Below are 14,559 nucleotides of genomic sequence, written 5' to 3'. Positions count from 1 at the left end.
CTCCTTAACGTACAATCTCTTTTTCATGCGGCATTGCCGTATCCGCATATATGTCTGTCGGGTACTCCCCTGTGAAACAGGCGAGGCACTGCCCGCAATTCTTCATTCCTGCAGGGCGGCCGATCGCCCCCAGCATTCCGTCTTTCGAAAGGAAATGAAGGGAATCTGCTCCGATCAGGTCGCGAATCTCATCTGCCGACCGGCCGGTTGCGATCAATTCGGAATCCGTGCTGATATCCACTCCGTAGAAACACGGACTCACAAGAGGCGGAGCCGCGATGACGACGTGCACCTCAAGCGCACCCGCCTCTTTCAGCATGGATACGATCCGTTTTGAGGTCGTGCCCCGGACGATGGAATCATCGACCATGATGACGCGCTTCCCTTTTACGACTTGATGGACAGGCGACAGTTTCATCTTGACGCCCCGCTCCCGCATCGACTGGGTCGGCTGGATGAACGTTCTGCCGACATAGCGGTTTTTAATCAGCCCCAGCTCATATGGAATCCCGCTCTCTTCGGAAAAACCGATCGCCGCCGAAATGCTTGAATCAGGGACACCTGTCACAACATCCGCTTCAATTGCCACTTCCCGGGCGAGCTGTTTGCCGCATCGTTTGCGTGCCATATGGATATTGATGCCGTCGATATCGGAGTCAGGCCTTGAGAAATACACATATTCCATCGAACAGATAGCAGGACCCCCGCTGTCCGTAAACCGGTCCGCGTAGACGCCGTCTTGATTGATGATGAGCAGTTCCCCCGGCTCCACCGAACGTACTGCTTCCGCTCCAATCAGGTCAAATGCGCATGTCTCCGATGCGACGACCCATGCATCTCCAAGCTGGCCGATCGAGAGGGGGCGCATGCCGTTCGGGTCTTGCGCCACCATGAGGCCTTCCTCGGTCAGAAGGACGAACGCGAACGCGCCCTTCAGCATCCCTAGCGCCTTTTTTACGCGGTCTCGCTGCGTCAACGAACCGCTGCCGCTGCGTTTGATCAAGTGGGCGAGCACTTCGGTATCCGAAGTTGTCTGGAAAATGCTTCCCTGCTTTTCGAGGCTTTCTTTCAATTCTTTCGCATTGATTAGATTGCCGTTATGGGCAATCGCCATGCTGCCCGTCGTTGAACGGAAGACGAGCGGCTGGACGTTCTCCGCGCCGCGCCCCTCTTCTGTCGTATAACGGACCTGGCCGATTGCCGCACTGCCTGTCAACTTCGCTAGCTTGTCGCCTGTGAACACCTCGTTCACTAATCCCTCGCCCTTTAAGACATGCAGCCCTTTCGCATCCTTTGTAACAATGCCAGCGCCCTCCTGTCCGCGGTGCTGCAGCGCATGAAGCCCGTAATAGCTGATCTGCGCGGCCTCTTCATGGCCGAAAACGCCGAAGATGCCACATTCTTCGTTCAGCCCTCTCAGTTCAGCAAGCATTTGATCGCCCCTCTCCAGGCCGTCTCAAGTTCATCCACCGGACTGCTCAGCCATTCGCCTCCCTCGCCGTTAATGACAAGACGGGCTTGATCCGTCACATGGCCGATGCAGACAGCGTCAGTGACAGTTTTTTCGAATCGCTCTGCATTCTCGGGGGTGACTGTCACCAGAAAACGGGATTGCGTCTCGCTGAACAAAGCCGTCACCTTGCTGCCTGCAAGCTCCACTTCCGCTCCAAGTCCGCTTCCGAATGCCTTTTCACAAAGGGCCACCGCAAATCCGCCTTCCGAAAGGTCAGTCGCCGATTGTACGAGCCCTTCTCCGATTGCCACTAGCAACTCTCGCTGGCGTCTCGCTTCAACTTCAAGGTCGATTGCTGGCGCTTTGCCGGAAATCTTCCCTTCTAGCATCTGCTGCAGTTCACTGCCGCCGAATTCTGTCATCGTTTCGCCAATGAGATAAATCAGATTTCCCGTCTGCTTGAACGGCACGGTCGTCACGTTCTTCAAGTCTTGCATCAAGCCGACCATTCCAATTGTCGGTGTTGGTTTTACCGGCACGCCGTCCGCCTCATTCGACATCGACACATTCCCGCCGATAATCGGACTGTTCAGCTCCAGGCAAGCAGCCGCGATGCCGTCCGCTGATTTTTCGATCTGCCAGAACACCTCCGGCTTGTCTGGACTTCCGAAATTGAGGCAGTCCGTCGATGCGATCGGCTCAGCGCCTGAACAGACAAGATTCCTTGCGGCTTCCGCGACTGCAATTTTGCCGCCCGTCTCAGGATCGAGATAGATATAGCGTGAGTTGCAGTCCGCTGTCATTGCAAGCCCTTTGTCCGTTCCAGGGATCCGGATGATGCCTGATGATGAGCCTGGAGCGACGACTGTATGGCCGCCTGCCCCGGAATCAAACTGCCGATACACCCACTCTTTCGAAGCGATTGTCGGCTGACTTAATAGCTGGATCAACGCCTGCTTCACGTCTGCAACTTGCGGCTCTTTATTGTCCAATGCCTGGAATTCCGCGAAGTATGCCGGCTCTTTGGACTTTTTATGATACACTGGCGCATCATCCGCGAGGACATCCGCCAAAATCTCAGCAACCATCTCTCCGTTATGATAAAGCCGAAGCATCTTATCTTCAGTCACTTTGCCGATTGCTACAGCGGTCAGGCCATAGCTTGCAAATAGATCCGTGATTTCCTGTTCGCGTCCTTGCTTAACAACGACAAGCATGCGCTCCTGCGATTCGGACAGCATCATTTCATATGCCGTCATGCCTTCTTCACGCTGTGGCACAAGATCAAGGTTCATCTCTATACCAAATCCAGCTTTTGAGGCCATTTCCGCAGAGGAAGACGTCAGCCCCGCCGCACCCATGTCCTGTATGCCGATCAGCGCATCTGATTTCACGAGCTCAAGGCATGCATCCATAAGCAGTTTCTCAAGGAATGGATCACCCGCCTGCATGACCGGCAGCTCCGCTTCCTTCTCGACTTCCACTTCTGCAGAGGACATCGTCGCTCCGTTGATGCCGTCCCGGCCTGTCGGCGCACCAACATACATGACTGTATTGCCTGCTCCTGACGCAATTCCTTTCTGAATATCCGCGTGATTCAGTAATCCAACCGCCATCGCATTGACGAGTGGACGTTTCGAGTAGCTGCTGTCAAACTGCACTTCCCCGGCGACAGTCGGAATGCCGATGACATTGCCGTAATGCGCAATCCCGGCGACCGCCTCCTCGAACAGATAACGGTCCCTCGGATTTGCCAGATCACCAAATCGCATCGAATTGACGAGCGCAATCGGACGAGCGCCCATGGAGAATACATCACGGATGATGCCGCCCGCCCCCGTCGCTGCACCGATGAACGGCTCTATTGCGGACGGCGAGTTATGCGACTCCAGCTTGAAGACGACTGCTTGCTGATCGCCGATATCGACAATTCCGGCTCCTTCGCCAGGCCCTTGGAGAACCCGCTCACCTTCCGTCGGGAACTTTCGAAGAACCGGCTTTGAGCTCTTATAGGAACAGTGCTCCGACCACATAGCTGAAAACAGCCCGGTCTCCGTATAGTTCGGCAGCCGGCCGATCATTTCACACGCACGGTTGTATTCTTCCTCGGTCATGCCCATCTGCAAGTATAGTTTCTCGTCCTTGATCAGTTCTGTCGTCGGTTCAAGCAAAGTTTGCATGTTCGTTCCTCCCGTTTTTAACGATTGATTGGAATAAAGGCAATCCATCTGTTCCTCCGATCAATTCCTCTGCAGCGCGTTCAGGAAGCGCCATCAGTCCGAGCACATTCTTCCCTTCATTCAGGACACCCGCGATACGGCCAGTGCTGCCGCTCATCGCAGCGTCCGCGTATGTAAAAGCGATCCTGTCGTCAGACATGAGTTGTTGGTGTGTCTCTTCATCAACATAATAGGTGCCGTATGCATGCGCGAAAGGCAGCCGGATCTGCCTGCCTTCCCCGAATGCAGAGGTGAAGAGCGCAGTAGACGTCTCGACATTCAGCAAAGCTGTGCCTGAATCAAATTTGAGGCTGGCATTCGGAAGGAAGGCGCCTGGCAGCAATCCTGCTTCCGTCAAAATCTGAAAGCCGTTGCCGACGCCAAGGACTGGTTTTCCGGACGCGGCAAACGACCGAAGCTTGCTAATTGCAGGCGAGCTTTTCGCAAGTGCACCGGGCCGGATATAATCGCCATACGAAGCCCCGGCCGGGATGATGACTGCATCATATCCATCAAAATCGGCATCTGTATGCTTGACGATTGTGGCTTCGGTTTCTAGCACATCTGCCAGCACGCGCTGCATGTCGCGGTCACAGCTGGAACCCGGAAAAGACAAGATGGCGAACCTCATTGGACATGCGCCTCCTTGATGTCGATCTTGTAATCCTCGATCACCTGATTGACTAGCAGCTGGCTGCACATCTCCTGGACGCGTTCTTCCAAGTTTTCCGGAGTACCTTCCAACTCAAGTTCGATAAGCTTGCCGACACGGACATCTTTCACCTCGCCGAAACCTAGCGAATGAAGAGCTCCTTTCGCCGCCGTGCCTTGCGGATCAACAACGCTTTCCCGAAGTGTTACGAATACGTTCACCTTTGTCATGTCAGTTCCTCCTAAATTGGATATATGTGATAGATTTGATTACGCCCAGATGCCAGTTGCATCAATTTCGGCTAATGTGGCATCATGGTCATCAGTCAAGACTGTAATATGCCCCATCTTCCGTTTCTCCTTCGCTTCCGCTTTGCCGTATAGATGGAAAGACCAGTCTGGATAACTTGAAATTGCACTGCAGACGTGTGCGATATGTTCACCCAGGACATTCACCATGACAGCCGGTTTCCAAAGAATCGGTTTTTGCAGCGGCCAGCCGCAAACCGCCCGGATATGCTGATGGAACTGGGAGATGTTGCATGCTTCAATGGAATAATGCCCAGAGTTGTGAGGACGGGGAGCCAGCTCATTAATCAGAACACCGCCTTCTTTCATGACGAACATTTCAACTGCAAGCGTACCGACAAGCTGAAGGTGGTTCGCGATGGCGGCAGCCGCTTCTTGGGCTTTCATCACAACTGCTTCCGGAACGCGCGCCGGCACGATCGTTTCATGCAAAATATGATTCTTGTGGACATTCTCGCAGGTCGGCAGGCAATGAGACTCCCCAGCGGCATTTCGCTGGATAATAACAGAAATCTCACGCTCGAATGGAACGAACTCTTCCGCGATGCATGCCGAGTGGGCGAATAAGCCCTTCGCCTGCTCCAGATCATCTACAGAATGGAGCTTCACCTGCCCCTTGCCGTCATACCCGCCGAACGCCGTCTTCACGACACATGGAAAACCGATATTGCCGATATCCCTTACCAGTTCTTCGAACGAACCAGCCGTGATATACTTCGCAACAGGAGCACCGGATGCTCTAATTTCCGCTTTTTCCAGGATCCGATTCTGCGTGATTCTCACAAGCTCCGCCCCTTGCGGCAAATACGTGAACCGCTCCATATGCCGAAGCCCTTCATAATCCACATTTTCGAATTCATACGTCACGACATCACTGACTTCGCCAAGCTCCTCTAGCGCCGCCAAATCATCATATAGCGCGGCGATCCGGATATCAGCCACCTGCCCGCATGGTGAATCAATGACGGGATCCAGCACAGCGATCCGAAATCCCGCTTCCTTTGCAGCAAGCGCCATCATGCGTCCGAGCTGGCCGCCGCCAATGATGCCGATCGTCTGTCCCGGTAAAATTGTCTTCATGCAAGCTCCTCCCCGCTCTTGATAGATGCCTCGCGTGCTTCGCAGCGTCTCATTTCCAGCCGCTCTGCGAGTTTACAGTCATGGACTGCCAACATCTGGGCAGCCAGCAGACCTGCATTTATCGCACCCGCTTTTCCGATGGATACGGTCGCCACCGGCACACCTGCGGGCATCTGGACAATGGATAACAATGAATCCAGCCCATTCAGCGCTTTCGATTGAACCGGCACGCCGATGACAGGAACCAGCGTCTTTGCAGCGACCATGCCCGGCAAATGGGCAGCTCCGCCTGCTCCTGCGATAATAACCTCGATTCCTCTTTCACCCGCCTGCTCCGCATATGTAAACATCAGATCCGGTGTCCGATGCGCCGATACCACTTTTTTCTCATATGGCACCTGTAGCTCTTCCAGGAGGTCGCATGCATGCCGCATCGTCTCCCAATCACTTTTGCTTCCCATGATCACACCGACTTTCGGTTCCATCCAATCCACTCCCTTTGCTCATATGTTTCTATGCAAAAAGCCCTCGGATAAACCGCTATTCCAACATGCATTGGAAAGCGGACTATCCGAGGGCTTGCCGCGTCATGAAAGACGCCAAAACAAACTGGCAGCGGACCTGCCAATCCTCGTTCATCGCTTCCCGCATAGTCCGGACATTACGGTGTCCTGGTAGAAACACTGGGGCCAATCCCCCAGCATATATGTGGGTCTCTCTTATTCACTTACATTCTAACAATCATCGAAGCTCCTGTCAACTCATTACACGAACGTTTATATATTATGTATATAAAAACGTTCGTATTTATTCAACATCAATCGAGATTCCTTTAAACTTGATGATTTGCCGAACAGGAATGTAGGTACCATCCTGTTCCATGAAAACAGGTTCTTCTTTGCGGCCTGCCGCCATATACCCTTCCGCCTTCATCCGATTCAGGCACTCCTCGATGGTTTCATTCTCATCCACTTCAAACCATACCGTCTTTCTCTTGCTCATTTATAAAATCCTTTCCTCCTGCGCGCCCGTTTGAAAACTTGCCGCAGCCTAATTTGTTTGATTGTATCATACTTCAAGCTCTGATTCGCCTGAGGGATCAAAAATGCGGGATGCTGGTTGCTGTTTAACGACGAGCGGTTAGTGCGTGGAACGGCGGGTTGTGAGTAGTCGGCGCAACGAACCGATTAGCTCGGGAAGCGACCGTTTGCCAGCGAAATGATCCGGTTAGCTCGGCGAGCGACTGATTAGCCGATGGAACGATTCATTTAGCCCGAGGAACGACCGTTTAACCGCAGAAACGATCGGTTTAGCTCGGCGAGCGACCGTTTAACCGCCGGAGCGATCCGTTTAGCTCGGCAAGCGACCGTTTAACCGCTGGAACGATTCATTTAGCGCGACGAGCGACCGTTTAACCACTGGAACGATTCATTTAGCGCGACGAGCGACCGTTTAACCACTGGAACGATTCATTTAGTTCGGCCACGATCAGCATCTTTTCATCCTCTATGCCAGCCTTCAAGGAAGGTCTCCATGGCGTCGAAAAGCACAAAAAAACCATCCCCACTCGGGGGATGGCCTTGGCCTGGCAACGTCCTACTCTCACAGGGGGAAGCCCCCTACTACCATCGGCGCTGAAGAGCTTAACTTCCGTGTTCGGGATGGGAACGGGTGTGACCTCTTCGCCGTCATTACCAGACAGGTGAATGAATTGCTCATTCAAAACCAGATAGAAGTGACATTGTGTAACGTAATCAACTACTGTTGTAACTGTCCAGCCTCAGCGGCCAGTCGCTCGGGTCACAAGCCATCTCGGCTGTGCGGCAGAAAGCGCCGCTTCGCCAATCCGTCTTGTGCCTGTCGCGCCTAGACGGCCGCTTCGGCATTTCTTGGTTAAGTCCTCGATCGATTAGTATCCGTCAGCTGCACGTGTCGCCACGCTTCCACCCCGGACCTATCCACCTCATCATCTTTGAGGGATCTTACTTACAGAAGTAAAGGGAAATCTCATCTCGAGGGGGGCTTCATGCTTAGATGCTTTCAGCATTTATCCCGTCCACACATAGCTACCCAGCGATGCCCTTGGCAGAACAACTGGTACACCAGCGGTGTGTCCATCCCGGTCCTCTCGTACTAAGGACAGCTCCTCTCAAATTTCCTGCGCCCGCGACGGATAGGGACCGAACTGTCTCACGACGTTCTGAACCCAGCTCGCGTACCGCTTTAATGGGCGAACAGCCCAACCCTTGGGACCGACTACAGCCCCAGGATGCGATGAGCCGACATCGAGGTGCCAAACCTCCCCGTCGATGTGGACTCTTGGGGGAGATAAGCCTGTTATCCCCGGGGTAGCTTTTATCCGTTGAGCGATGGCCCTTCCATGCGGAACCACCGGATCACTAAGCCCGTCTTTCGACCCTGCTCGACTTGTAGGTCTCGCAGTCAAGCTCCCTTATGCCTTTGCACTCTGCGAATGATGTCCAACCATTCTGAGGGAACCTTTGGGCGCCTCCGTTACTCTTTAGGAGGCGACCGCCCCAGTCAAACTGCCCGCCTGACACTGTCTCCTGCCCGGATCACGGGCAAGGGTTAGAAGTCCAATACAGCCAGGGTAGTATCCCACGGGTGCCTCCACCGAAGCTGGCGCTCCGGCATCTTAGGCTCCTACCTATCCTGTACAGGCTGCACCGGAATTCAATATCAGGCTACAGTAAAGCTCCACGGGGTCTTTCCGTCCTGTCGCGGGTAATGCGCATCTTCACGCATATTATAATTTCACCGAGTCTCTCGTTGAGACAGTGCCCAGATCGTTACGCCTTTCGTGCGGGTCGGAACTTACCCGACAAGGAATTTCGCTACCTTAGGACCGTTATAGTTACGGCCGCCGTTTACTGGGGCTTCAATTCGGAGCTTCGCTTGCGCTGACCCCTCCTCTTAACCTTCCAGCACCGGGCAGGCGTCAGCCCCTATACGTCACCTTACGGTTTTGCAGAGACCTGTGTTTTTGCTAAACAGTCGCCTGGGCCTATTCACTGCGGCTCTCTCGGGCTATTCACCCTACCAGAGCACCCCTTCTCCCGAAGTTACGGGGTCATTTTGCCGAGTTCCTTAACGAGAGTTCTCTCGATCACCTTAGGATTCTCTCCTCGCCTACCTGTGTCGGTTTGCGGTACGGGCACCTCCCGCCTCGCTAGAGGCTTTTCTTGGCAGTGTGAAATCAGGGACTCCGGGGACAATTCCCCTTGCCATCACAGCCCAGCGCATCTGGAATGGGATTTGCCTCATTCCACGCCTCACTGCTTGGACGCGCATGACCAACAGCGCGCTCACCCTATCCTACTGCGTCCCCCCATTGCTGATAACGGCGGGGAGGTGGTACAGGAATATCAACCTGTTGTCCATCGTCTACGCCTATCGGCCTCGACTTAGGTCCCGACTAACCCTGAGCGGACGAGCCTTCCTCAGGAAACCTTAGGCATTCGGTGGAAGGGATTCTCACCCTTCTTTCGCTACTCATACCGGCATTCTCACTTCCAAGCGCTCCACCAGTCCTTCCGGTCTGGCTTCGACGCCCTTGGAACGCTCTCCTACCACTGACACCAATGGTGTCAATCCGCAGTTTCGGTGATCCGTTTAGCCCCGGTACATTTTCGGCGCAGCGCCACTCGACCAGTGAGCTATTACGCACTCTTTAAATGGTGGCTGCTTCTAAGCCAACATCCTGGTTGTCTGGGCAGCGCCACATCCTTTTCCACTCAACGGATACTTGGGGACCTTAACTGGCGGTCTGGGCTGTTTCCCTCTCGACCACGGATCTTATCACCCGCAGTCTGACTCCCAAACAGAAGTCATCCGGCATTCGGAGTTTGTCTGAATTCGGTAACCCGGGATGGGCCCCTCGTCCAAACAGTGCTCTACCTCCGGGACTCTTACGTTTGAGGCTAGCCCTAAAGCTATTTCGGAGAGAACCAGCTATCTCCAGGTTCGATTGGAATTTCACCGCTACCCACACCTCATCCCCGCACTTTTCAACGTACGTGGGTTCGGGCCTCCAGTAAGTGTTACCTTACCTTCACCCTGGACATGGGTAGATCACCTGGTTTCGGGTCTACGACCCCATACTCATGCGCCCTATTCAGACTCGCTTTCGCTGCGGCTCCGCCTTCTCGGCTTAACCTCGCATGGAATCGTAACTCGCCGGTTCATTCTACAAAAGGCACGCCATCACCCATTAACGGGCTCTGACAACTTGTAGGCACACGGTTTCAGGTTCTCTTTCACTCCCCTTCCGGGGTGCTTTTCACCTTTCCCTCACGGTACTGGTTCACTATCGGTCACTAGGGAGTATTTAGCCTTGGGAGATGGTCCTCCCGGATTCCGACGGAATTTCACGTGTTCCGCCGTACTCAGGATCCACTCTGGAGGGGCTGGACTTTCGGCTACGGGGCTTTTACCCGCTCTGGCGGACCTTTCCAGGTCGCTTCGCCTAACCCAGCCCTTTGTAACTCCGTATAGAGTGTCCTACAACCCCAGGAAGCAAGCTTCCTGGTTTGGGCTCTTCCCGTTTCGCTCGCCGCTACTAAGGGAATCGATGTTTCTTTCTCTTCCTCCGGGTACTTAGATGTTTCAGTTCTCCGGGTGTGCCTCGCTCACGCTATGTATTCACGTGTAGCGTACTGCCCCATTACGGGCAGTGGGTTCCCCCATTCGGAAATCTTCGGCTCAAAGCTTACTTACAGCTCCCCGAAGCATATCGGTGTTAGTTCCGTCCTTCATCGGCTCCTAGTGCCAAGGCATCCGCCGTGCGCCCTTTCTAACTTAACCTTTTATGGCTTCCGATCCGCGGCGCATTACTTTGTCAGCTCGGTCACTGCGGTCCTCACGTGCCAATGCACGTTCCGGTCCTCGCTCCCATCGCTTCCTCGTCCTGCTTGCGTCTCGAAACCCATTGGCATCCTGCTAGAGGTGCCATGGTTTGAGTGGTGTATTTAGCGATAAATACAACCAGCTCGTTACAAAGTATTGCATGTTCAATCACAAAAGTGATCGACTCGGTTGATTACTTGTTACTTTCAATGTCGTTCTATCCAGTTTTCAATGAACAAGTTAGAAGATCTATAAAGAAAGAAATAAACCTTCAAAACTGAACGCAAAACGTCAACGTATGGATCGGAGATCCATATTCCGTAATTATCCTTAGAAAGGAGGTGATCCAGCCGCACCTTCCGATACGGCTACCTTGTTACGACTTCACCCCAATCATCTGTCCCACCTTCGGCGGCTGGCTCCCGTAAGGGTTACCCCACCGACTTCGGGTGTTACAAACTCTCGTGGTGTGACGGGCGGTGTGTACAAGACCCGGGAACGTATTCACCGTGGCATGCTGATCCACGATTACTAGCGATTCCGGCTTCATGCAGGCGAGTTGCAGCCTGCAATCCGAACTGGGAACGGTTTTATGGGATTGGCTCCCCCTCGCGGGTTCGCAGCCCTTTGTACCGTCCATTGTAGCACGTGTGTAGCCCAGGTCATAAGGGGCATGATGATTTGACGTCATCCCCACCTTCCTCCGGTTTGTCACCGGCAGTCACCTTAGAGTGCCCAACTGAATGCTGGCAACTAAGATCAAGGGTTGCGCTCGTTGCGGGACTTAACCCAACATCTCACGACACGAGCTGACGACAACCATGCACCACCTGTCACCGCTGTCCCCGAAGGGAAAGGCATGTCTCCATGCCGGTCAGCGGGATGTCAAGACCTGGTAAGGTTCTTCGCGTTGCTTCGAATTAAACCACATGCTCCACCGCTTGTGCGGGTCCCCGTCAATTCCTTTGAGTTTCAGCCTTGCGGCCGTACTCCCCAGGCGGAGTGCTTAATGCGTTAGCTGCAGCACTAAGGGGCGGAAACCCCCTAACACTTAGCACTCATCGTTTACGGCGTGGACTACCAGGGTATCTAATCCTGTTTGCTCCCCACGCTTTCGCGCCTCAGCGTCAGTTACAGACCAGAAAGCCGCCTTCGCCACTGGTGTTCCTCCACATCTCTACGCATTTCACCGCTACACGTGGAATTCCGCTTTCCTCTTCTGCACTCAAGTCCCCCAGTTTCCAATGACCGTTCGCGGTTGAGCCGCGAGATTTCACATCAGACTTAAAGGACCGCCTGCGCGCGCTTTACGCCCAATAATTCCGGACAACGCTTGCCACCTACGTATTACCGCGGCTGCTGGCACGTAGTTAGCCGTGGCTTTCTGACGAGGTACCGTCAAGGTACGGGCAGTGACTCCCGTACGTGTTCTTCCCTCGCAACAGAACTTTACGACCCGAGAGCCTTCTTCGTTCACGCGGCGTTGCTCCATCAGACTTTCGTCCATTGTGGAAGATTCCCTACTGCTGCCTCCCGTAGGAGTCTGGGCCGTGTCTCAGTCCCAGTGTGGCCGATCACCCTCTCAGGTCGGCTACGCATCGTCGCCTTGGTAGGCCGTTACCCCACCAACTAGCTAATGCGCCGCGGGCCCATCCTGCAGTGACAGCCGAAACCGTCTTTCAGAGTTCCTCCATGCGGAGGAACTGATTATTCGGTATTAGCCCCGGTTTCCCGGAGTTATCCCCATCTGCAGGGCAGGTTGCCCACGTGTTACTCACCCGTCCGCCGCTAAATCAAGGGAGCAAGCTCCCTGTCATTCGCTCGACTTGCATGTATTAGGCACGCCGCCAGCGTTCGTCCTGAGCCAGGATCAAACTCTCCATAAATCCGGCGCGCGATACGCGGCGGATTGCGTTGTCAGCTTCAGTCGCGCGGTCGGTCACGTACTGGTGTACGTTCCCTCCCTTGCTCCTTCGCTTCCTAGCACTCCACCACGTCTCGCACACCAGTCTGGCGGACCGATACGCAGCGCATTGCGTTGTCGACTTCATTCGTTCAGTCGGTCACGTGCCAAAGCACGTTCCCTCCTTCACTCAATCGTCTCCTAGCACTGCACTACATCTCGGCCGTCAGAGCCTCTCTTATAGAAGAAAGGTTGAAGAAATTCGAGTAGCTCGATTTCTTTGCTGGCATCTTTATGATGTCCATTGTTGTTCGTCCGCCGACGGGGTCGGCTTCGGAACTTTATGTTGACGTTTTGCTGTTCAGTTTTCAAGGTTCATTGCCGTTTGCGCTTTATTTCTTAGCGGCGCTCCCGACTGCTTTATTACTATACCAAATCATTTTCAGACCGTCAACAGTTTGAACATCTTTTTTCATCTTTTTTCGCGTTTATGTGCAAAACACCCGTCTGGACCTATGCCAGACGGGTGTTTCTTCCTATTTGATAAAGATGAAATACAGAACGAAGATGATAAAGAGCCCATACATGATTGGATGGATTTCCTTCCGGCGGCCGCTTAGGATCATGGTGATTGGATAGAAGATGAACCCAATCGCGATACCGGTCGCGATGCTGTATGTGAGCGGCATTGAAATGATTGTGAAGAATGCCGGAACGGCGATTTCGAATTTTGTCCATTCAATATTGCCGATTGTCGATACCATCAACACGCCCACGATAATCAATGCAGGTGCTGTCACTTCAGGTGTGATAACGAACAGCACCGGTGAGAAGAACAACGATAGCAGGAACAGGACGCCGACTACGATTGCTGCGAAGCCTGTTTTCGCCCCTGCCGCGACTCCCGCTGTGGACTCGATATAAGATGTCGTTGTCGATGTACCGAAGATTGCGCCTGTAACTGTTGCCATTGAATCTGCGAGCAACGCTTTTCCTGCACGCGGCAGCCGGTCGTTTTTCATCAATCCGGCTTGTGTCGCAACCGCAACGAGTGTTCCTGCTGTGTCGAAGAAATCGACAAACAAGAACGTGATGACGACGACGAGGAACTGGGTTGTCATCAATGATGACGGTTCATGGATGATGGCGTCGAATGCTGCGCCGAATGTAGGTGCAACGCTCGGTACTTTGTCGACGACTCGGTGCGGAACTTCTATTAGATGCGTGAGCATTCCAAGAATCGTTGTGGCGATCATTCCATAGAAGATCGCACCCTTGATCTGCTTGACCATCATGATGATCGTGATGACCAGGCCAAAGATGGCGAGCAGCGTAGGACCTGATGACAGATCGCCCAGTGTGACAAGTGTATTTTCGTCACCGATAATGATATTGGCATTTTGCATGCCCAAGAAGGTGATGAAAAGACCGATTCCCGCGCCTACCGCATATTTAAGCTGAGCCGGGATGGCATTGATGATCATTTCTCGCAAACCAGTAAGAGACAAGATGATGAAAATAAGTCCGGAACAAAGTACGCCCGTTAATGCCGTTTGCCAAGGAATGCCGAAGCCGAGCACAACTGAAAATGCGAAGAAGGCGTTCAGGCCCATACCAGGGGCAAGGCCGATCGGATATTTCGCGATGATTCCCATGAATAATGAACCGACTGCCGCGGATAATGCAGTGGCTACGAATACTGCGCCTTTATCCATTCGCATTGCATCCGGCAGATCAGGGACTGCGTCAAGGGACAGCATGAGCGGATTCACAGCAAGGACATAGGCCATCGCCAGGAACGTCGTTAATCCACCGATAATTTCCCTGCGATAATTGGTGCCAAGTTTATCAAACTCGAAGTATTTCTTCATTGAAAGGTTCCATCCTTTATATAGGTTTCTAAAAGCAATAAAAAAGGAAGCATACGGATTCATCGTATGCTTCCCTAAGACGCAGCTCATGAGGACGCATGCCGCCCTCATTGCCGCGCTCCGTAGTCAGACCATTTACGGTGATCTGGTAGAAACTTCTGGGCCCTATTCCCATGATTATACGATGCGTCATCTTATTTACTTGTT

Annotated in this window: 8 protein-coding genes, 3 rRNA genes and 2 riboswitches; all 11 genes read right to left on the bottom strand. The window is 53.4% G+C overall.

Annotation, left to right across the window (positions count from 1 at the left end):
* Positions 1-4: 4 nt before the first annotated feature.
* Complete coding sequence (purF, locus tag ACZ5FK_RS13810) at positions 5-1,432, bottom strand: amidophosphoribosyltransferase (protein ID WP_464805453.1); 1,428 nt, start codon at positions 1,430-1,432, stop codon at positions 5-7.
* The gene (gene purL, locus ACZ5FK_RS13805; protein WP_464805452.1) at positions 1,417-3,633 is read right to left on the bottom strand and encodes a phosphoribosylformylglycinamidine synthase subunit PurL; all 2,217 of its coding nucleotides are present in this window, start codon (positions 3,631-3,633) and stop codon (positions 1,417-1,419) included. The genes purF and purL overlap by 16 nt, the downstream gene beginning before the upstream one ends.
* Positions 3,617-4,303 (bottom strand): phosphoribosylformylglycinamidine synthase subunit PurQ, encoded by a 687-nt coding sequence (gene purQ / locus ACZ5FK_RS13800; RefSeq protein WP_464805451.1) that lies wholly within the window; start codon positions 4,301-4,303, stop codon positions 3,617-3,619. Before purQ ends, purL begins: the two co-directional genes overlap by 17 nt.
* Positions 4,300-4,554: a phosphoribosylformylglycinamidine synthase subunit PurS gene (gene purS / locus ACZ5FK_RS13795; protein WP_464805450.1), complete on the bottom strand. Its 255-nt coding sequence runs from the start codon at positions 4,552-4,554 to the stop codon at positions 4,300-4,302. The genes purQ and purS overlap by 4 nt, the downstream gene beginning before the upstream one ends.
* 39 nt (positions 4,555-4,593) lie before the next feature.
* The gene (gene purK / locus ACZ5FK_RS13790; RefSeq protein ID WP_464805449.1) at positions 4,594-5,712 is read right to left on the bottom strand and encodes a 5-(carboxyamino)imidazole ribonucleotide synthase; all 1,119 of its coding nucleotides are present in this window, start codon (positions 5,710-5,712) and stop codon (positions 4,594-4,596) included.
* The gene (purE, locus tag ACZ5FK_RS13785; RefSeq protein WP_464805448.1) at positions 5,709-6,197 is read right to left on the bottom strand and encodes a 5-(carboxyamino)imidazole ribonucleotide mutase; all 489 of its coding nucleotides are present in this window, start codon (positions 6,195-6,197) and stop codon (positions 5,709-5,711) included. The genes purK and purE overlap by 4 nt, the downstream gene beginning before the upstream one ends.
* A gap of 145 nt (positions 6,198-6,342) precedes the next feature.
* Positions 6,343-6,442, bottom strand: a riboswitch (purine riboswitch).
* Between the two features lie 77 nt (positions 6,443-6,519).
* On the bottom strand, positions 6,520-6,714 hold the full coding sequence (locus ACZ5FK_RS13780; protein ID WP_464805447.1) for an NETI motif-containing protein: 195 nt from the start codon (positions 6,712-6,714) through the stop codon (positions 6,520-6,522).
* A gap of 581 nt (positions 6,715-7,295) precedes the next feature.
* Positions 7,296-7,411, bottom strand: a 5S ribosomal RNA gene (rrf, locus tag ACZ5FK_RS13775).
* A gap of 190 nt (positions 7,412-7,601) precedes the next feature.
* Positions 7,602-10,536 (bottom strand): 23S ribosomal RNA (locus ACZ5FK_RS13770).
* 376 nt (positions 10,537-10,912) lie between these two features.
* Positions 10,913-12,464 (bottom strand): 16S ribosomal RNA (locus ACZ5FK_RS13765).
* Together the 16S, 23S and 5S rRNA genes form the textbook arrangement of a ribosomal RNA operon.
* A 553-nt stretch (positions 12,465-13,017) precedes the next feature.
* The gene (locus ACZ5FK_RS13760; RefSeq protein WP_464805446.1) at positions 13,018-14,352 is read right to left on the bottom strand and encodes an NCS2 family permease; all 1,335 of its coding nucleotides are present in this window, start codon (positions 14,350-14,352) and stop codon (positions 13,018-13,020) included.
* A gap of 103 nt (positions 14,353-14,455) precedes the next feature.
* Positions 14,456-14,557: riboswitch (purine riboswitch) on the bottom strand.
* Between the last annotated feature and the right edge of the window lie 2 nt (positions 14,558-14,559).

The sequence above is a fragment of the Sporosarcina sp. GTC18466 genome (assembly GCF_055389225.1).
This window is presented reverse-complemented; position numbering and strand designations above follow the sequence as displayed.